Annotated in this window: 17 protein-coding genes; 10 read left to right on the plus strand and 7 right to left on the minus strand. The window is 42.3% G+C overall.

Annotated features, from left to right (window positions below):
* The first annotated feature begins 455 nt into the window (after nucleotides 1-455).
* Nucleotides 456-2,111: a M28 family metallopeptidase gene (locus tag J2W55_RS08885; protein ID WP_310094527.1), complete on the plus strand. Its 1,656-nt coding sequence runs from the start codon at nucleotides 456-458 to the stop codon at nucleotides 2,109-2,111.
* A gap of 116 nt (nucleotides 2,112-2,227) precedes the next feature.
* Here J2W55_RS08885 and J2W55_RS08890 read toward each other — a convergent pair whose 3' ends face one another.
* The 3 genes from J2W55_RS08890 to J2W55_RS08900 all read right to left on the minus strand — a co-directional run bounded on the left by J2W55_RS08890 (nucleotide 2,228) and on the right by J2W55_RS08900 (nucleotide 3,517).
* Nucleotides 2,228-2,590 (minus strand): TM2 domain-containing protein, encoded by a 363-nt coding sequence (locus tag J2W55_RS08890; RefSeq protein WP_310094529.1) that lies wholly within the window; start codon nucleotides 2,588-2,590, stop codon nucleotides 2,228-2,230.
* A 206-nt stretch (nucleotides 2,591-2,796) separates the two neighbouring features.
* Entirely contained in the window at nucleotides 2,797-3,111 is a 315-nt protein-coding gene (locus J2W55_RS08895) for a DUF2752 domain-containing protein (protein ID WP_310094531.1), read from the minus strand.
* The gene (locus tag J2W55_RS08900) at nucleotides 3,104-3,517 is read right to left on the minus strand and encodes a DUF4199 domain-containing protein (RefSeq protein WP_310094533.1); all 414 of its coding nucleotides are present in this window, start codon (nucleotides 3,515-3,517) and stop codon (nucleotides 3,104-3,106) included. The genes J2W55_RS08895 and J2W55_RS08900 overlap by 8 nt, the downstream gene beginning before the upstream one ends.
* Before the next feature lie 156 nt (nucleotides 3,518-3,673).
* Here J2W55_RS08900 and mfd point away from each other — a divergent pair, with 156 nt between their 5' ends.
* On the plus strand, nucleotides 3,674-7,030 hold the full coding sequence (gene mfd, locus J2W55_RS08905; RefSeq protein WP_310094535.1) for a transcription-repair coupling factor: 3,357 nt from the start codon (nucleotides 3,674-3,676) through the stop codon (nucleotides 7,028-7,030).
* A 258-nt stretch (nucleotides 7,031-7,288) separates the two neighbouring features.
* Here the strand turns inward: mfd and hpt are convergent, their stop codons facing one another.
* A complete protein-coding gene (gene hpt / locus J2W55_RS08910) occupies nucleotides 7,289-7,831 on the minus strand; it encodes a hypoxanthine phosphoribosyltransferase (protein WP_310094537.1) in 543 nt (180 codons plus the stop codon).
* 149 nt (nucleotides 7,832-7,980) lie between these two features.
* Here hpt and J2W55_RS08915 point away from each other — a divergent pair, with 149 nt between their 5' ends.
* Nucleotides 7,981-9,210 carry a M16 family metallopeptidase gene (locus tag J2W55_RS08915; RefSeq protein ID WP_310096473.1) on the plus strand — a complete coding sequence of 410 codons (1,230 nt, stop codon included), beginning with the start codon at nucleotides 7,981-7,983 and terminating at the stop codon, nucleotides 9,208-9,210.
* Between the two features lie 132 nt (nucleotides 9,211-9,342).
* Nucleotides 9,343-9,915 (plus strand): peptide deformylase, encoded by a 573-nt coding sequence (def, locus tag J2W55_RS08920; protein ID WP_310094540.1) that lies wholly within the window; start codon nucleotides 9,343-9,345, stop codon nucleotides 9,913-9,915.
* Nucleotides 9,916-10,005: 90 nt separating this feature from the next.
* Here the strand turns inward: def and J2W55_RS08925 are convergent, their stop codons facing one another.
* The 3 genes from J2W55_RS08925 to J2W55_RS08935 all read right to left on the minus strand — a co-directional run bounded on the left by J2W55_RS08925 (nucleotide 10,006) and on the right by J2W55_RS08935 (nucleotide 12,236).
* Nucleotides 10,006-10,641, minus strand: coding sequence for a peptidase associated/transthyretin-like domain-containing protein (locus J2W55_RS08925; protein ID WP_310094543.1), 636 nt, complete (start codon nucleotides 10,639-10,641; stop codon nucleotides 10,006-10,008).
* Between the two features lie 111 nt (nucleotides 10,642-10,752).
* The gene (locus J2W55_RS08930; protein ID WP_310094545.1) at nucleotides 10,753-11,031 is read right to left on the minus strand and encodes a NifU family protein; all 279 of its coding nucleotides are present in this window, start codon (nucleotides 11,029-11,031) and stop codon (nucleotides 10,753-10,755) included.
* Between the two features lie 110 nt (nucleotides 11,032-11,141).
* Nucleotides 11,142-12,236: an Mrp/NBP35 family ATP-binding protein gene (locus J2W55_RS08935; RefSeq protein WP_310094547.1), complete on the minus strand. Its 1,095-nt coding sequence runs from the start codon at nucleotides 12,234-12,236 to the stop codon at nucleotides 11,142-11,144.
* A 117-nt stretch (nucleotides 12,237-12,353) separates the two neighbouring features.
* Between J2W55_RS08935 and J2W55_RS08940 the strand changes: the two genes are divergently transcribed.
* The 6 genes from J2W55_RS08940 to J2W55_RS08965 all read left to right on the plus strand — a co-directional run bounded on the left by J2W55_RS08940 (nucleotide 12,354) and on the right by J2W55_RS08965 (nucleotide 18,832).
* On the plus strand, nucleotides 12,354-14,600 hold the full coding sequence (locus tag J2W55_RS08940; protein WP_310094549.1) for a transglycosylase domain-containing protein: 2,247 nt from the start codon (nucleotides 12,354-12,356) through the stop codon (nucleotides 14,598-14,600).
* 109 nt (nucleotides 14,601-14,709) lie between these two features.
* The gene (locus tag J2W55_RS08945) at nucleotides 14,710-15,339 is read left to right on the plus strand and encodes a nitroreductase family protein (RefSeq protein ID WP_310094551.1); all 630 of its coding nucleotides are present in this window, start codon (nucleotides 14,710-14,712) and stop codon (nucleotides 15,337-15,339) included.
* A gap of 211 nt (nucleotides 15,340-15,550) precedes the next feature.
* Entirely contained in the window at nucleotides 15,551-15,916 is a 366-nt protein-coding gene (locus J2W55_RS08950; protein ID WP_310094554.1) for a response regulator, read from the plus strand.
* 26 nt (nucleotides 15,917-15,942) lie between these two features.
* Complete coding sequence (locus J2W55_RS08955) at nucleotides 15,943-16,224, plus strand: hypothetical protein (RefSeq protein WP_310094558.1); 282 nt, start codon at nucleotides 15,943-15,945, stop codon at nucleotides 16,222-16,224.
* A 356-nt stretch (nucleotides 16,225-16,580) separates the two neighbouring features.
* Nucleotides 16,581-17,864: an MBOAT family O-acyltransferase gene (locus J2W55_RS08960; RefSeq protein WP_310094560.1), complete on the plus strand. Its 1,284-nt coding sequence runs from the start codon at nucleotides 16,581-16,583 to the stop codon at nucleotides 17,862-17,864.
* Between the two features lie 5 nt (nucleotides 17,865-17,869).
* Nucleotides 17,870-18,832, plus strand: a complete 963-nt coding sequence (locus J2W55_RS08965) for a hypothetical protein (protein WP_310094563.1) — start codon at nucleotides 17,870-17,872, stop codon at nucleotides 18,830-18,832.
* The last annotated feature ends 145 nt before the right edge of the window (nucleotides 18,833-18,977 follow it).

Genomic DNA, 18,977 nt, shown 5'->3' on the forward strand with positions numbered 1-18,977 from the left:
TCGCTTCGCTCGACATCCCTCTCTCCGCCTGCGGCGCAAAGAGGGAGTTTATAAATCAACTAAAAAATAATTAGACAAAGGGGCAAAGAAAAAATCACTACTTCTCAACCCTCTTTATGGCGAAGCCATAGAGAGGGTCGCCCAGCGCAGCGTAGGCGGGGTGAGTCTTCCCGCGTTTTAGACTCACCCTGTCATCGCTTCGCTCGACATCCCTCTCTACGCCTGCGGCGCAAAGAGGGAACGGGAAAAATCAAATGCAGAAAACAATTATCTCCTCAACCCTCTTTATGGCAAAGCCATAGAGAGGGTCGCCCAGCGTAGCGTAGCCGGGGTGAGTCGATTCAGGAGTAATTTTTACTCGTTTGGCAATTAAACCCACCCCGCCAAACACCTTACCCCTCTCTTTTCTTGCACTAAGCATTTCCTTTAATTACATTTGGGATAAACACATCATTATGAACTACAGATACTATTCTTTGTTGGCATTAGCCGGCTTTGCCATATTAACCGGATGCAACCAAAACAATAACAACACCAAAGAACCCGAAAAAGCTATATCTCCAGAGGAGATAAAATCGCATATCGCGGTACTGGCCAATGATTCCCTGATGGGTCGCAAGCCATTTACCGCCGGCGAAACAAAGGCTACTGCCTACATAGCCGCTGAGTTTAAAAAAGCTGGACTTGAACCAGGCAACAATGGCAGTTATTTTCAGGATGTGCCCATGGTTGAGATCACCAGCACGCCATCTGAAACAATGGAGATCAGCGGTGGTAAATCACCTGTTAGCCTTCATGTTTCAACTGATTTTGTAACCTCCACCCGTCAGGAACTGCCAACCGTTGAACTTAAAAAGTCACCGCTCGTGTTTGCGGGTTATGGCGTTGTTGCGCCGGAGTACCACTGGAATGATTACGCGGGCCTGGATGTGAAAGGAAAAACGGTGATCGTTCTGGTAAACGACCCGGGTTTTAAAAGCGGCGATCCTACGTTTTTTAAAGGCGATACCATGACCTATTATGGCCGGTGGACTTATAAATACGAGGAAGCGGCGCGTCAGGGTGCTGCCGGGGTGATCATTGTGCATCAAACCGAGCCCGCCAGTTATGGATGGAGCGTTGTAACCAACAGTTTTAGTGGTGCAAAACTTTACCTTACTCAAAAGGACAAACACTTGTCGCGTTGTAAAGTGGAGGGCTGGATTACGGAGGATGCCGCTAAAAAATTATTAGCCGGTTCCGGCGTTACCGGTGATATCCGTGCCGTTGCCCGCAAAAAAGGGTTTAAGGCTATTCCGCTAAACATGAATGTGTCTTTAACTTTAAATAATAAATTAAAATACTCCACATCACACAATGTAGCGGGCATCCTAAAAGGCAGTACCCGGCCTGATGAATATATTTTATACACCGCTCACTGGGACCATCTTGGAATAGGAAAACCAGATGCCAAAGGAGACAGCATTTACAATGGCGCGGTTGATAATGCAAGCGGCGTAGCAGCTATTATTAGTGTAGCCAAAGCATTTCAACAGGCCAAAGAAAAACCGCAACGCTCCATCGTATTCCTGGCGGTAACTGCCGAAGAACAAGGCCTTTTAGGGTCTGAATATTACGCTACTCATCCTATTTATCCACTCGATAAAACCATTGCCGACCTTAATATGGACGCGCTGGGCAATTACGGCGAAACAAAGGACATTGCCATTACCGGCAAAGGCCAGAACGAACTGGAAGACTATGTTGCTGATATAGCTAAAAAGGATGGGCTTTCCATCGTTGGCGACCGCCACCCGGGATCGGGTAGTTATTACCGGTCTGATCATTTTAACTTTGCCAAATTGGGGGTGCCTGCGCTTGATATAAACAACGGGAGTGTGAGCAAAACACACGGCGCAAACTACGGCGAGGAAAAGCAAAAAGACTACGGTGATAACCGCTATCATCAGCCTGCCGATAATTACAGCGATGATATGGATGCCACAGGTATGGCCCAGATAGCTGACATTCTTTACCGGGTGGGCACCAAATTAAGTAATGAAACCTCTTTCCCCGGCTGGAAACCCGGGTCAGAATTTAAGGCGGTGAGGGATAAATCCATCGCAAAATAAGATCGCTTTCCGCCATGCCGAACTTACATTGTTTAACAAAACTAAAAAATCCACCCCGTAACAGAAGGTGGATTTTTTTTGATATATAGTGAAACTATATTCCCCGCGAGGGAACTTTAGTTGCTCATTTTTGCAATGTTAAAGCTTTCAAAAGCCATTTGTTTGTTGTATTCATTGGCGATATTTTTATAGTTTATCAGGTCGATAATAGTACCGATAAAACAAAAGCCGGCGGTAAAAAAGTACAGTATGCCCATGCCTATCTGGTCGGTAAGGAAACGCTGAACGCCTGATACTCCCAAAAAACCAGCCAGCGTCGCCAGCATAATGTCCTGCGGATTCCTTCTTTTATTGCCGTAAATGCTCATAAAGTATCCTATCTGATTTTCGGTAAGGGAGCTAATGGCCTGGTGTAAAAAGGCATGTTCTTCAGGTGTCATCCCATCAAACATTATATATGGATTTTGGTAAGTGTTCATCTTAGTAAGCTTAAGGTTATTGTTTGTTTTATGATATAAAGGTAGGGCAACAAACAAAACCAGCATATACAAAGCTGGCTAATAAGCAAAACAAGTCGGTGAATTGGGAGATTTTAACGGTGAAACAAACCGGGTATTTAAACGAGGACCTGAAAAATGCAGGTTAGGCGTGCTCCTTCCTGCTATCTGCAATATAGACGATAAATTCAGGAAATGTGCTTTTGTTCAAACCGCGGGCCATAGCCCATCCTGTCTTTTGTCAAAACATAAATACGGTGAAAAATAACGAGCACTGCGGGGATGCCCAGCCAATGGGCATGAAATGAATTGCGTATATCGCCATGAAACAAATAAATAATAGCATGCCCGAGGCCGCAGCCCGGGCACCATTTTATACCCATTAGTTTTAAAGGGCATAAAGAAAAATGCGATTGAGCCGCCGGGGCGGTAAACGCCAGTGACAACATTGCAGCCACCCAGAAAACCAGTTCAAAATATTTTGAGAAGAGCCGTTTAATCAATCTTGTTTGATTTGTTGTGAAACAATAGCGAAACACCAAAGGCCAGTATCACACCTACCAGTAGCGCACCAAATATACGCCCCGACGAATCTTTAAGTATATCGCTCATTGATACCTGGGCATAACTTAAATACAATATAGTGGCAAAAACAGTTAAAATACCTCCTACAATTAATATTTTAAAACTCTGTATCAATGCTTCCAAAAACCCCATCTGCCCTTTGCATTCATTTTTGCGGTAGCTGTATATCCCCAATAATAACCCTAAAGCAGGTATCAGAAAAGAAAAGTATTCAAGCGTCGCTACTTTGTCATTCGTGGGGGTTATACCCGAGCTGTGCATTACAAACATCCATATTCCGCTTAATACACCAATAACAACACCCCAAATAATTGCATTTTTCATGGTTATAAAATTAGTTAAAGTAATAGGTTGGCTTAAATTATAAGTTTATTGAATTTACCATTAAAAAGTAATTATACACGAATATTGTTTGCATAATTGTATACTATTTAGCTTTAATTATTTAAAAAGTCCTTTTTTCGTACATTTGCATCAGTTTTGAACATCCGTGATATTTTAGACAGATATAAAGCTGACAACAGGATAAAAGCGCTGGCAACTGCCCTTAACGCTTCTAAAAATCCAAGGATACAGCTTCGTGGTTTAGTCGGGTCAAGTGATTCGGCCATGGCGGTAGCATTGTATTTTTTGCAGCATAAGCACATGATATTTGTGCTGCCCGAGCGCGAAGAGGCCGGGTATTTCCAGGCCGACCTGGAAAGCCTTACTGGCAAAGAGGTACTGCTTTTCCCGTCCTCATACCGCAAACCATTTGAATTTACACAACCAGATAGCAGCAATGTGCTGGCCCGTGCCGAGGTATTAAATGAGCTTAATCATTCATCAGAATTTGGACAGCTTATTGTAACCTACCCCGAGGCCTTAGCCGAAAAAGTAATAGACCGCTCATCACTCGAAAAAAACACGCTGGAAATTGCTGTCGGCAGTAAGCTCAGCATCGATTTTATTAATGAGTTTTTAATTGAGTACGACTTTGACCGGGTTGACTTTGTTTATGAACCTGGCCAGTTCTCCATAAGGGGCGGTATTGTTGATATATTTTCGTTCTCGCATAACCTGCCCTACCGCATCGAGTTCTTCGGCGACTTTATCGAGTCTATCCGCACGTTTGAAATTGAAAGCCAGCTGTCTGTTGAGCAGGTTAAAAGCATTACCATTGTACCTAATGTGCAATCAAAATTTTTAACCGAAAGCAACATTTCATTATTGGAATATGTTGATGCCGGCACGCAGGTTTGGATAAAAGACGTGCAGTTTACGCTTGATATTATACAAACAGGCTTTAAAAAGGCGGTAAACCTGTGGGCGGCCTTATCTGCCGACGAAAAAGCACAGAACCCGGAATGGATCGATCCCAAGTTTGGCTTCACCGACGAAAAGCTGATAGCCGATCAGCTGCATGATTTTCCTGTGGTGGAATTTGGCAAACAGTTTTTTTATCAACCCAACGCGTCAATCAATTTTGATATGCGGCCGCAGCCGTCTTTTAATAAAGATTTTACGCTGCTTATCCACAACTTTAAAAATAATGAGGCCGAACATATCGAGAATTTTATTCTTACTGATTCGGCCCGGCAGGTTGAGCGTTTATATGCCATATTGGATGATCTGGATAAAACGGTAAAATTTACCCCGATAAGTGTTTCCATCCGCGAAGGCTTTGTGGATCATGAACAAAAACTGGCTTGTTATACAGATCACCAGATATTTGACCGGTATTACAAATACAAGCTCAAAAAGGGCTATCAGCGCTCGCAGGCCATCACCCTTAAAGAACTCCGTGACTTAAAGCCCGGCGACTATGTAACCCACATTGACCACGGTATAGGCAAATATGCCGGGTTAGAAAAAGTGGAAGTGAACGGCAAGCAACAGGAAATGATCCGCCTCATATATGCCGATAATGACTTGTTATATGTAAATATCAACTCGCTAAACCGCATATCAAAATACAGCGGCAAAGAGGGCACCGTTCCCAAAATGAACAAGTTGGGCACCGATACCTGGGAACGGCTCAAGAAAACAACAAAAAAAAAAGTTAAGGACATAGCCCGCGACCTGATCAAGCTTTATGCCTTGCGTAAGTCGCAGCACGGCAATGCTTTTTCTCCCGATAGTTACCTGCAAACCGAACTGGAAGCTTCATTCCTGTACGAAGACACCCCTGACCAGGAAAAGGCTACTGCCGATTTTAAAAAGGATATGGAATCGCCGCATCCTATGGACCGGCTGATATGTGGCGATGTGGGCTTTGGCAAAACCGAGGTGGCCGTGCGTGCAGCTTTTAAAGCAGTAGCCGATAGCAAGCAGGTGGCTATACTGGTACCTACTACCATTTTGGCGGCTCAGCACTACAAAACATTTACTGACAGGCTCAAAGGCTTTCCGGCCAACATTGATTATGTTAACCGCTTTAAATCAAGTAGGCAGATCAGGGAAACCTTAGATAAATTGAAAGAAGGCAAAGTAGATATCATCATTGGGACTCATCGCCTGGTAAGCAAAGATGTTAAATTTAAGGACCTGGGGTTGATGATCATTGACGAAGAGCAAAAGTTTGGCGTATCAACCAAAGAGAAGCTTAAACAAATGCGCGCCAATGTGGATACGCTTACACTTACGGCCACCCCTATTCCGCGTACCCTGCATTTCTCATTAATGGGAGCACGTGATCTTTCCATCATATCCACACCGCCGCCAAACCGACAGCCTGTGGTTACCGAGCTACATGTATTTAATGATACCCTGATCAAAAACGCGGTTGAGTTTGAAATTGACCGCGGCGGGCAAATATTCTTTATCCATAATCGCGTAGCCGATCTGCCCCAACTGGGTGGCATGATCCATAAGCTGGTGCCCAAAGCTCGCGTTGGTATTGCACACGGGCAGCTGGAGGGCGACGCGCTGGAAGATGTAATGCTCAAATTTGTGAATCATGAGTATGATGTGTTGGTGGCTACAACCATTATTGAGGCAGGGCTGGATATCCCGAATGCCAATACCATTATTATTAACTATGCTCATATGTTTGGCCTTAGCGATCTGCATCAGATGCGCGGCCGTGTGGGCCGAAGTAATAAAAAGGCCTATTGTTACCTGTTAAGTCCGCCGTTGTCAACACTCACCAGCGAGGCCCGCAAACGCCTGAGCGCTATTGAGGAGTTCAGCGATCTGGGCAGTGGCTTTAATGTTGCCATGCGCGATCTGGACATTCGCGGCAGCGGTAACCTGCTTGGGGCAGAACAAAGCGGCTTTATTGCCGAAATTGGGTTCGACATGTACCACAAGATATTGGACGAAGCCATACAGGAGTTGAAAGAGGATGAATTTAAAGGTGTTTTTCCTGATGATAAACCCCGCCCGTTCATTTCCTTTACCCAGATAGATACCGACCTGGAGATCCTGATCCCCGACGAGTACGTGACCAACATTTCCGAACGGTATAACCTGTATACCGAGCTATCCAAGCTTGAAAATGAGGTGGAGCTATCCGCTTTTCAGCAACAACTGCATGACCGTTTCGGGCCAATTCCGCCACAGGTAAAAGATTTGCTGAACACCATGCGCCTGCAATGGCTGGGCAAGGCTATTGGCTTCGAAAAGATTTCGCTTAAAAAGAATGTGCTGAGGGGTTACTTTATCGCCAACCAGCAGTCGGCCTACTTTGAATCGGATGCTTTTCGCAATGTCCTCACTTTTGTACAAAGCAATATGCGCCGTACCAACCTTAAAGAAGTAAAAAACACCCTGCGCTTAAGCATTGAGGGGGTCAACAGCATTGACCAGGCCGTATTGTTTCTGAGTGAAATAGCGGGTATGGTTGGGGTTGATTAATAGAGGCTTGCGTACCAACAAACTTCAGAATGCTCCCCGTTGCTTGTATCTTCGCCTCAAAAGCGGTTTGTGAGGACACAAACCGCGGGAAGAAACAGCATTGACCAGCTCGTATATTCCTGAATGAAATAGCGGGTATGTTTGGAGTTGATCAAATGGAGGTTTGTAGAGACACAAATCTTAGGGATATCTACTCCGCCGTTGCCTGGGTTTGCCTCAGCGGTTTGTGATGACACAAACCGCTAAGGCGTTTAATGATTAATACCCTACCTTTTTATAAATATCTCTTAAATTCCGGCCCCTCTCCTGGTAATCCAGTCCGTAGCCAACAACAAACTCGTTCTCAATTTCAAATCCTACGTATTTCAACTCTTTAATTGGGTTTAACAAAGCCGACGGCTTTAATAACAGAGAGCAAGCGGTGATAGATGATGGGTTGCGCGCTTTTAATTTATCTATCAGGTAATGGAGGGTATTGCCGGTATCAACAATGTCTTCAATGATTACTACATCACGGCCCGTTATATCCATGATGAGGTCAATATCATCGCGTATTTTAAGTTTGCTGGTGGTACCACCATAATAAGACGCCAGTTTGGTAAAGGCAATTTCACAGGGAACGTCAATCTGCTTTATGAGGTCAGCTATAAATAAAAAGCTGCCATTTAATACACCAACAAATACGGGTATGCTTTGCTGGTAGTCGTTATTTAACTGCTGTCCTATTGCTTTAGTTCGTTCTGTTATTAGGGTTTCATTGATAAGCGGTTCAAATTCAAGATCGGCAATTTTAATTTTCATAGATGCGGCTACTTTAATGTTGGGGGCTTAATTAAATTAATATTAAATAACTTGCATGTTCTTTACATTTTTCTTCTAAAATAGCATAAATCGCTTATAATGGCATCAAAATAATTGTAACGTATATAACGTTATCTTTGCACTTCATGATCGACTACCAGGCTTACACCTTACCCAATGGCATCAGGATATTGTATAAACATGCGCCATCTGCCATAACACACTGCTGTTTTATCGTAAACGCAGGCTCGCGCGATGAAAATCCGGGACAGGAAGGCCTCGCGCATTTTATAGAACACCTGCTCTTTAAAGAAACAGAAAAGCGCAGCACCAATCAAATTTTAAACCGGTTGGAGCTGGTTGGCGCCGACCTTAACGCCTACACCACCAAGGAATATACCTGCATACACGCTTCTTTGCTTAATCAGCACCTGGAGCGCTCAATGGATCTGTTTGAAGATATTCTTTTCCATTCCACCTTTCCTGAAGATGAACAGGAAAAAGAAAAAGGTGTGATATTGGATGAGATCGCTTCATACCTCGACCAGCCGGAAGAGGCTATCCAGGACGATTTTGAGGAATTGCTTTTTAAAGATCATCCCATTGGTAAAAACATTTTAGGCACACCAGATACGGTTGCCAAAATGAACAGCGATGATATCAGGGCTTTTATCAAAGCTAATTACAGCACAGCCGAAATGATATTTGCCGTTCATGGCAATTACAATTTTAAAAAGCTGATCAGGTTATCTGAAAAGTATTTTGGGGCCATCGCTGAAACCCGGCCTCAAAAAACCCGGCTTACTCCGGCGGCTAATCAAAGTGGAATTTATATTGTCAACAAGCCCATATCGCAAACACATTGTATTATTGGCAACCAGGCATATTCATCATCGCACAAATACAAAAATGGGTTATTGCTCTTAAATAACCTTTTGGGTGGCATGGGCATGAGCAGCCGGCTTAATCTGGAGATCCGTGAAAAACATGGCATTGCGTATACCATAGAGTCAAACTATACGGCACTTACTGATACCGGTATTTTTTCCATCTATTTTGGAACCGATGCCGAGAAAGCTGATAAAGCTTTACAACTGGTACATAAAGAGCTTAAAAAATTGCGCGAACAAAAACTGGGTACGCTGCAACTGCATCAGGCCAAAGAAAAATTTATTGGTCAGATTGCACTGGCCGAAGAGAACCGCATGGGCCTGATCATTTCAATGGCCAAAAGCTTACTTGATTTTAACCACATTGACACGCTGGATGACGTATTTGCTAAAATTAACGCCGTAACAGCAGAACAGGTACTTGAAATAAGTAACGAAGTGTTTGATTTGCATAAGCTTATTACATTGAAGTTTGAGCCTAAGCAATAAAACCTGTATTTTTGTAAGGTTAAAATATCACCTATATTGCTAAAAACAATTAATGGCAGGCCATGTTAAATGGCTTAGCCGATTGAAAGTACCGGTGAAAAACGAATAATAAAAGAAAAAGAGACCATATTAATGAAATACCCTATCATTGCCTACGGAGACCCTGTTCTGAGAAAAAAAGCTACAGCAATTGAACCAGAGGAATACCCGCATATAAAAGAACTGGTTGAAAACATGTTCGAAACCATGTACGCCGCTCATGGCGTTGGTTTGGCGGCACCACAGGTTGGCATGTCAATGCGCTTATTTGTAGTTGATGCCTCTGTATTTAGCGATGATGAACCCGACCTGAAAGACTTTAAAAAGGTATTTATAAACGCTACAGTTTTAGAAGAAACCGGCGAAGAATGGGGCTTTAATGAAGGCTGCCTAAGCATTCCTGAAATAAGGGAGGATGTTTACCGCAAGCCGGTTGTAAGGTTATCATATTATGATGAAAACTGGAAACACCACGAAGATACCTTTAAAGGTTTAGCTGCCCGTGTTATACAGCATGAATATGACCATATTGAAGGCAAACTGTTTACTGATAAGCTGAGCCCGCTCCGCAGGCGCCTCATCGAGAAAAAGCTGAACGAAATATCAAAAGGGATGGTTGACGTGGATTATAAGATGAAATTCCCGGCTGTTAAAAAGGGCCGTTAAGCGTAACTATTGCCCCTCGTTTCTTAAGCTTTTAGTCAAATCCTCAATATTAGCCAGCGCTAAAGAAGGTGCTTAATCTTTGTCGGTAGTTTAATTACTGCTCTTGTTGTCGCCGTCGGTTATCTGCTTTACTAAGCTGCCCCATGCCAACGGATTAAGCAAAGGATTTGGTGTTAGCGAATGCGAGTTTAATATGCTGGTATGCATGCCCTGCGCATTTGCCGATTGTATTTCCTGTGCATCTCTCGGTAATACATTTGATAAAGCCGTCAATGATGTACGGCTTATGTTCTTCCGCGCAATTTCAAGATCATCATCAGCCAGTTTTATAGCCAGGAAATCCTTTTTAAACTCATCAGTAGTAGCCCACGGGAACACGTGGAACGTTGGCAGGTTGATAATTTGCGGTTTAAGCAATACCTGTACCGTATAGCTTTTATTAGGCACATTTGCCGGAATAACCATGGTTACCTGGCCATACCCCACACAGGTAAAGCGGAGGGTATCCTGCTCATGTGCAACAAAAGAAAAATAACCTTTATAGTTTGTTAAACTGACAGCGTTACGTGAAGAAGCATTGGTAATGGTTACATAAGGCACTATTACATTGGCGCTATCGGCGTTATGTACAATACCCGAGAACTGCACAATTGGCCTGTCATTATGATCCTGGGCAAAGGCGCTAATTGTTGCAAATAAAAAAATTATAACAATTAAATATTTCATATACCGGTCCCTCTTTCCTTACCTACCCGTTACGGCCGGAAAAAGTTTCAAAACTTTAATCAAAAGTAAGCTAAAACCGTAAATGCATACGGTTTTTAACAATACTTAACACTATCTTAAATTTTCTGGGAGTACCGCGTTAGGGTCATCAATATCTGTTAAGTTCACGGCTTCAATACCGGTTATTTCCGGAACCGCCTTTTTAATAGCCTGCTCAATGCCTGCTTTAAGCGTCATGATACTCATAGGGCATGATCCGCATGATCCTAACAGTTTTAACTTAACTACACCTTCAGGGGTGATCTCCTCAATCGAAACATTCCCGCCATCAGCCTCCAAATATGGGCGAATGGTGTCTAAAGCTGTTTCTACCTGATTCAATAAACTCATTTTAACTAATTTATAATAAAAGTAAAGTTACTTAATTATTTACAATATTCTTATTTGAATAAATTACCACACTATACCAAAGGTAATTGCGCCGTTGCTTATTCCTGATCTTAATTTGCGGCGGCAGTAATAGTCTGGCTATCCGCCGCTTTTGCGTTTGATATGGCAATCTGTTGCGCTACACGCCGGGCCATTTCCAAAAACGCCTGGGTCATCACGCCGTTTTCATCCAGTATGGTTGGTTTGCCGGCGTCGCCAGAGTCACTTATGCCCTTTACTAACGGAATTTCTCCTAAAAATGGTACATCAAGTTGTTTCGCCAGCTTTTGGCCACCACCCTGACCGAAAATATAATACTTGTTTTCGGGCAACTCGGCTGGTGTAAAGTATGACATGTTTTCAACCACACCCAGTATCGGCACATTAATGGCCGGCATTAAAAACATACCTATCCCCTTTTTGGCATCAGCCAGGGCTACATTTTGCGGCGTGGTTACAATAACAGCCCCGGTTACGGGGAAGGTTTGAGTAACAGTAATGTGAATATCACCAGTGCCTGGCGGCAAATCAATTACCAGATAGTCCAGCTCGCCCCAGTCAGCATCATTAAACAGTTGTTTTACCGCGGTTGAAACCATGGGCCCACGCCACGGCACAGGCTGGTTAGGGTCAGTAAAAAAACCTATCGATAACAACTTTACACCATATTTTTCAATCGGCTCGATGCGGGTTTTCCCATCAACCTGGCTGGCCTGCGGGCGGGCGCCTTCTAAACCAAACATAATGGGTATAGAGGGGCCATAAATATCCGCGTCTATCAACCCTACTTTAGCTCCGGCTTTTGCCAAACCCAGCGCGAGGTTAACCGCCACTGTCGACTTACCTACACCGCCCTTACCTGATGCTACTGCTATAATATTTTTAACGCCCGGCACCCCCGTGTTTTTTTGAGAGGTTACTCTTGATGTCATATTGATGTTCACCACGGCCTCTTTGTTAATAAAGTGACTAATGGCATTACGGCATGCGTTTTCAATCAGGGCTTTCAGCGGGCATGCCGGCGTGGTCAATATAACCGAGAAGCTAATGTTGTTGCCATCAATATGGATATCCTGGATCATATTCAGGGTAACCAGGTCTTTTTTCAGATCCGGTTCCTCAACATTGCCCAGGGCTTGTAAAACTTGTTCTTTGGTAATTATCATAATATTATGGCAAATTTATGAAAACAGGTTGTTGAATTGCGTTTGTTAAAGAAACAATTTGCAGAAACAACCGTTTGCAGGGGATAAGATTTAGTTTAGTTTTGGAAAAATTTACAAATGAAGCGCCTTAATCCTAAATACATACGCATAGCCGCATTTATACTGATACCCTTATTACTGATAATTTTTACAGGCGGATATATTGTTTATTCAAAACGCGAAGCCCTGCTTCAAAAAGCTATAAGCAAAGCTAAAGCAAAAGCCAGGAGCGATTATAATTTGGATGTAAAAATAGGTTCGGCCCATTTTACGGGGATGAGCACGGTTTCTTTTTCCGATGTCACCATTGTACCGGAGCAACGCGACAGCCTGCTAAACATCAAAAACTTTGTGGTAAGTGTTAAGCTGCTTCCGCTGGTTATTGGCAATATTAAACTGGCCGATGTTTATCTGCAGGATGGCTTTATTAACCTTACCAGTGTAAAAGGGGTTAAAAACTTCGACTTCCTGTTTAAAAAGAAACGCGATTCCACCGCAACCCATACTAAAGTTGATCTCTCTCAACTGGCCAACCACTTGGTGAACGAAATTCTCTATAAAATTCCGGACAACCTGCACTTGAGTAATTTTTTATTGAGCTTCAGGGCCGATAGCGACAGGATAAGACTACTTGCCAAAACCGCCCTGATTAAAGATGGCAACCTTACATCAACTATTGATGTGGATAACGGGGCGTCCATCTGGCACATTGATGGCAAAATGCACCCGTCTGATAAAGACATCGATGTTAAACTTTACGCGCAGGGTAAAAAGGTTGAACTGCCTGTCATCGAAAAAAAGTTTAAGCTTAAATTAAATTTTGATACCATCAGCACCCGGTTAACCAAAGTTGAACATGGCGGCGGCGAAACAAAGATCTTTGGCTCCTGGGCAGTACACAACCTGCTCATTAATCATCCGGCTTTGTCATCGGGCAATATTGTATTTCCCGACGCGTCTATTGATGCAAATTTGTTTGTAGGCCAAAATTATATCTCGGTTGACAGCTCATCGCTTATCCACATTAAAAAACTTACGGCAAGGCCTTTTATCAAGTATACGCTTAACCCGGTCAAAATTTACGAGCTTAAAATTAACACCGGCTGGCTAAATGCCGCTGATATTTTTGATTCGTTCCCATCAGGGATGTTTGAGGCACTTGATGGCATACAGGTTGCAGGCAAGCTAAATTACGCGCTTAATTTTTATATGAACACCACCAAGCCCGACGATCTTCAATTCGACTCGCGGCTGAGCAAAGATAATTTCAGGATAGTGAAGTATGGCAAAACCGACCTAACCAAGCTTAACAGCACATTTGTTTATACGCCTTATGAAAAGGGCAAACCCATGTCGCCGCACCTGATAGGCCCCGAAAATCCGGAGTTTACCCCGCTTGAACGTATTGCGCCAACCCTGCGCAACGCGGTAATGACAGCCGAAGATCCTTCTTTTTATACCAACCATGGTTTTGTTGAAGAGGCTATCAGAAAATCGCTGGTCACCGATTTTAAAGACAAAAAATTTAAACGGGGGGGCAGCGGCATATCAATGCAACTGGTTAAAAACGCTTATTTGAGCAAGGAAAAAACACTGGCCCGCAAAATTGAAGAGATCCTGATTGTTTGGATCATTGAAAACAACCGCATCATGACCAAAAACCGGATGCTGGAAGTTTATTTTAACATTATTGAATGGGGTCGCGGTATTTATGGCATATCAGAGGCCTCGCATTACTACTTTGGAAAATCACCCTCTGAGCTTACCCTGGGCGAAAGTATTTACCTGGCCAGCATTGTTCCCTACCCTAAAGGCGGCCTTTACGCCTTTCAGCCCGATGGCACACTCCGGCCGGGGCTGCACGGCTACTTTAACCTTATTGGCCGGCTAATGGCCCAAAAAGGCTATACGCAGCGTGATACCAACGCCTATGGCTTTTACGAGGTACGTTTAAGGGAAGGCCTGCGCCGCGCTATTGCGCCTGTTGATACAGCTACCGCTGATAGCCTGATGAAGCAAAGCGATGATACTGAACTTTTGCCGGCGCTTGAAGATCCGGTAAAAAAACCAACATTCTTTCAGCGGCTCTTTGGCAAAAAGGATACAACAGCTCAAAAAGCAGAAGAAAAAGAAAAACTAAAAGAAAAATCGGCCAAGGAAAAATTAAAGGAACAAATTGAAGCCCTTAAGCTCGACTATAAGAACCGGATAGATAATATCGATACCACCGGCAAAACAAGGAAAGAAATCCGCCAGGAAAAACGGCGTCTTAAAAAAGAACAAAGCGACAAAGAAGACGAGCTAAAAGAAAAGGCAAATCTATAATCCACTACTTATTAAGCGATGTAATTAGATGTTTAAACATCTAATTACATCGCTGTGACTAATATTGATGTTTGAACATCTAATTTTGTTTAAATAATTAGAAAATATCATGTCACTCATAGAAAAATTACAATGGCGCGCCGCCGTTAAAAAATTCGACCCCACAAAAAAAATAACCGCCCAACAGCTAGATAATCTTTTAAGCGCTGTGCAGCTTGCCCCCTCCTCTTTGGGTTTGCAATCTTTTAAAGTTATTGTTGTTCAGGATGCCGAAACAAAAGAAAAATTACGTGCAGCCGGATATAACCAGCCTCAGATCACAGATTCTGCAGCATTATTTGTTTTTGCCTCATTAACCAAGCTCGACGAAGATTTCGGAAAAAGATATATTGACCTGGTTGCTGCAACCCGTAGCGTTGAGCGCGAAAGCCTGGAAGGTTTTGAACAAATGATTTTAGGCACGCTGAACAGCCGCACTGATGAGCAAAAAATTGCCTGGTCGCATAAACAAACATATATAGCCTTAGGGGTATTATTAAGTGCCGCTGCCGATATGGGCATTGATGCCGGGCCGATGGAAGGCTTTGATCCCGACAAATTTGACGAAATACTTGGCTTAAAAGAAAAAGGCTTAACCACATCTGTAATAGCGGCGGTTGGTTACCGCGCCCATGACGATGTGTACAGCAAAATGATCAAGGTACGCAGGCCAAAAGAAGAACTATTCATCCACATATAAGGTTATTAACCGGGCCGCGCAGGCATATTAGTGATGCTGTTGTCGGGAGAATTGTTGATTGGGTTATTAACTTTTCTTTTTGCCTTGTGTTGCCCGGTTATCTTTTAACTACACTTCCTTCCGTATTTGTTTTCCTGCCGGCTATCACATAACCATAAGTTAATCAATGGCATGTACTTTGTGTTGATTAATATGAAGAGATGGAAAGACTATGGCAAAGAAAATTTTGATAGTTGATCATAACAAGTTAATGGCCGAGGTAATGTCATATATATTAACCAATAATGGCTATGATGTAATTACACTTGACCGTGCCGATCTTATATTTAATAACATCAGGACCAACCATCCAGACCTGATCATCCTTGATTCTATATTACCTGGTATTGATGGCCGGGATGTATGCCGATTGCTAAAGCTCAATAAAGAAACAAAAAACCTTCCTGTTATTATCTGTACTGACAATGATGATATTAACGGCTCCCCTAAACAAAAGGGCGCGCCGGATGATATACTGCACAAACCATTTGGCATGAACAACCTGATTGAAAAGGTTGAATATCAGTTAGCCGCCTGAATAATTTTTATTCCATTTTTTTTAAAATGCTTGTTTTATTAGCAACAATTGTATATTTACCGCCGAAGAAGAAAAAGATGGGCCTGCCACTACGTATAACATATAACGATACCGACCACGTTTACCAGATAAACACAACACCAATTAGTAAGGCCACCTGCGAGCTGGAGATATTGCTTAATGGTGAAAAAATAACCTTGCAAAAAGACGCCCGCGGAGCATGGGTACAAATGGGCGACGGACCTTTAATTGATCCGGAATTTGCTCAGGCACTCGGTCGCTCAGTTTCCTTAAGATTCAGGATGTAATTTTCTTATTCCCCTCCCCCGCGATCCACTTGATGACTATAAATTTTCAATAACGGCTCGTCCTTTCGGTGTATAACCGCTCGCTTATTTATGTAAAAACGAGTGTAAACATTTACAACTAAGTTTACATAATAGCGCACAACATCGGCAATGCATTTTAGCACTGGTTTTATTTCTATAAGTTTATATACACTTGAAGTTTTAACCAGATGATTTTTAATTCATTTAGCTTTCTTCTTTTCTTTCCTATAGTAACCCTACTTTATTTCCTCTGTCCATATAAGTTCAGATGGTTGGTATTACTTGTGGCCAGCTGTTATTTTTATATGTTCTTCAAGGCTATTTATATATTGATCTTGTTTTTTACTATAGTAATTGACTACTTCGCCGGGATATATCTTGAAAAAACCACCAATCCTAAAAGGAAAAAACTATTGCTCATATTAAGTATTACGGCCAATGTTGGCGTATTGGCTGTATTTAAATATTTCAACTTTTTAAACAACAATTTATCAGGCATATTATCATGGAGCGGCTATACTAACCCTATCCCTTTGTTAAATATATTATTGCCCATAGGCTTGTCTTTCCACACTTTTCAGGCCATGAGCTATACCATTGAGGTATTTAGGGGCAACCAAAAGGCCGAGCGCCACTTCGGTATTTACGCTTTATATGTGATGTTTTATCCGCAGCTGGTTGCCGGGCCAATTGAGCGCCCGCAAAACATTTTACACCAGTTTCATGAGAAAAAGGTATTTAACGCTGCCGATGTTTCTGAAGGATTAAAACGGATGCTGATCGGTTTTTTTAAAAAAGTTGTAGTTGCAGATAGGTTAGCCATATACGTACAATCGGTGTTTAACAATTATCCCAATCATGGAACAGCGAGTGTTATACTGGCATCTGTGTTTTTTGGCATTCAAATATATTGTGATTTTTCGGGCTACTCAGATATTGCTATTGGCAGCGCCCGCGTAATGGGCTTTAAGCTGATGGAAAACTTTAAGCGGCCATACTTTGCACAAAGTATCGGCGAGTTTTGGAGCAAGTGGCATATTTCCCTTTCAACCTGGTTCAGGGATTACGTGTATATACCATTGGGCGGCAACCGGGTAAAAAAGGCAAGATTATATTTTAATCTTTTTGTAGTATTTATTATTAGTGGCTTGTGGCATGGCGCCAACTGGACTTTTATTGTTTGGGGCACACTGCATGGAATTTACCTGGTTACCGGCGTTATTAGCAAAACATGGCGGCAATCTCTTATGCAAAAGCTTGGGCTGCATAATACATACGTTTCAAAAGTCTTAAATATTATTTCCACGTTTTTATTGGTTACGCTGGCCTGGATATTTTTCAGGGCAAACTCCCTAAGCGAAGCCTGGGGAATAATTAACCGGGTATTTGTTTTTAAAAGTGGTTTTTTTATAGGCGAGCCCTCGTATTTTGTATATGATTTCATGGCCATATTTGCCTTACTATTCTATGAGCTTAAGCAGGAATATGGCAACCCGAATATAAAATTTTTAACGAGCGAAAAACTGGCTGTCCGGATGGCCTCGTATGCTGTGCTGATCTTTTTTATCCTTTTATTCGGCGTTTTTGACGGTGGGCAGTTTATTTATTTTCAATTTTAGAAAACATGCAGTCGCTTAAAACAAAAAACAAACAGTTTTTAATAAGAGCAGTCCTGTTTTTGCTCATCATCATTTGTATAGACCAATTGATTGGCGCTGTTCTGTATTATTTCTTCACCCATCAAAATACCGGTGAGTTTGCCGTGGCAAATCACGTTGCTTTCAATAAGGATGAAGAAATACTGGTTTTAGGCAGTTCAAGGGCGTCGCACCACTACAACTCATCAACAATAAAAAACAGTTTTGGGCTCAATTGTTATAACGGCGGCCGCGACGGCGAAGGGCTGTTGTATAGTACAGCTATGCTTCAGCTGGCCTTGCAACATCATATTCCGCAGTATGTTATTTTAGATATCAACAGTGATGCACTTGATCAGAATAAAGACGAGAAGGATAAACTATCTATTTTACTGCCGTTTTTGCAACAATCAGATGTTATAAAGGATATTATAAAAGAGCGGAGCCCATTTGAAATGTACAAAAGCCTTTCAAAAACATACCGTTATAACGGCCAGGTGCTTTCGATACTTCAGCACCATTTTTTACCCTCCAGTAAATACATTTTAGGCTTTAACGCTTTGGATGAAAAAATGGATGCCAGTAAGGTGACTACAAAAACCGCTTTTACACCATATGCAGATCTTGTTGACCCCGCCAACATAAAAGCCCTGGTTTCATTTATAACCATTTGTAAAACCAACCAGGTACAATTATTTGTTTTTATATCGCCCAGGTACAATGACGATACCAAGCTGAACTCATATTTAAAAATTAAAAACCTTTGCAAGGATCACCATATTCCTTTTCAGGATTTTACAAATAATTCAGTTCTTAAACGCCCCGAATATTATGCCGACCGCGCCCATTTAAACGGCATTGGTGCAAACCTGTATACCGATACGGTTATCTCCTTTATTAAAAAAAACATACAAACAAATAAGGCAATGTACCTTACACAAGAGCAATAAAACGCCGTGTAGCCTTATGGCAAACAATATAGCTTTGGGCTATATGATCGAACAAGCCAGATCAAAATTATTTAAAACCTAATAGGATAAATTAAAGTTATATGATAACCCGGTCTATCTATGCTTCCCCGGCATTTGAAAACCG

The sequence above is a fragment of the Mucilaginibacter pocheonensis genome, assembly GCF_031456535.1.
Classification (GTDB): domain Bacteria; phylum Bacteroidota; class Bacteroidia; order Sphingobacteriales; family Sphingobacteriaceae; genus Mucilaginibacter; species Mucilaginibacter pocheonensis.

Bases quoted from the DNA above. Each gene is read 5' to 3' on its own strand.
- J2W55_RS08885 (WP_310094527.1), top strand. From the start codon at position 456: ATGAACTACAGATACTATTCTTTGTTGGCATTAGCCGGCTTTGCCATA.
- J2W55_RS08890 (WP_310094529.1), bottom strand. From the start codon at position 2,590: ATGAACACTTACCAAAATCCATATATAATGTTTGATGGGATGACACCT.
- J2W55_RS08900 (WP_310094533.1), bottom strand. From the start codon at position 3,517: ATGAAAAATGCAATTATTTGGGGTGTTGTTATTGGTGTATTAAGCGGA.
- hpt (WP_310094537.1), bottom strand. From the start codon at position 7,831: ATGAAAATTAAAATTGCCGATCTTGAATTTGAACCGCTTATCAATGAA.
- def (WP_310094540.1), top strand. From the start codon at position 9,343: ATGAAATACCCTATCATTGCCTACGGAGACCCTGTTCTGAGAAAAAAA.
- J2W55_RS08925 (WP_310094543.1), bottom strand. From the start codon at position 10,641: ATGAAATATTTAATTGTTATAATTTTTTTATTTGCAACAATTAGCGCC.
- J2W55_RS08930 (WP_310094545.1), bottom strand. From the start codon at position 11,031: ATGAGTTTATTGAATCAGGTAGAAACAGCTTTAGACACCATTCGCCCA.
- J2W55_RS08935 (WP_310094547.1), bottom strand. From the start codon at position 12,236: ATGATAATTACCAAAGAACAAGTTTTACAAGCCCTGGGCAATGTTGAG.
- J2W55_RS08940 (WP_310094549.1), top strand. From the start codon at position 12,354: ATGAAGCGCCTTAATCCTAAATACATACGCATAGCCGCATTTATACTG.
- J2W55_RS08945 (WP_310094551.1), top strand. From the start codon at position 14,710: ATGTCACTCATAGAAAAATTACAATGGCGCGCCGCCGTTAAAAAATTC.
- J2W55_RS08950 (WP_310094554.1), top strand. From the start codon at position 15,551: ATGGCAAAGAAAATTTTGATAGTTGATCATAACAAGTTAATGGCCGAG.
- J2W55_RS08955 (WP_310094558.1), top strand. From the start codon at position 15,943: ATGCTTGTTTTATTAGCAACAATTGTATATTTACCGCCGAAGAAGAAA.
- J2W55_RS08965 (WP_310094563.1), top strand. From the start codon at position 17,870: ATGCAGTCGCTTAAAACAAAAAACAAACAGTTTTTAATAAGAGCAGTC.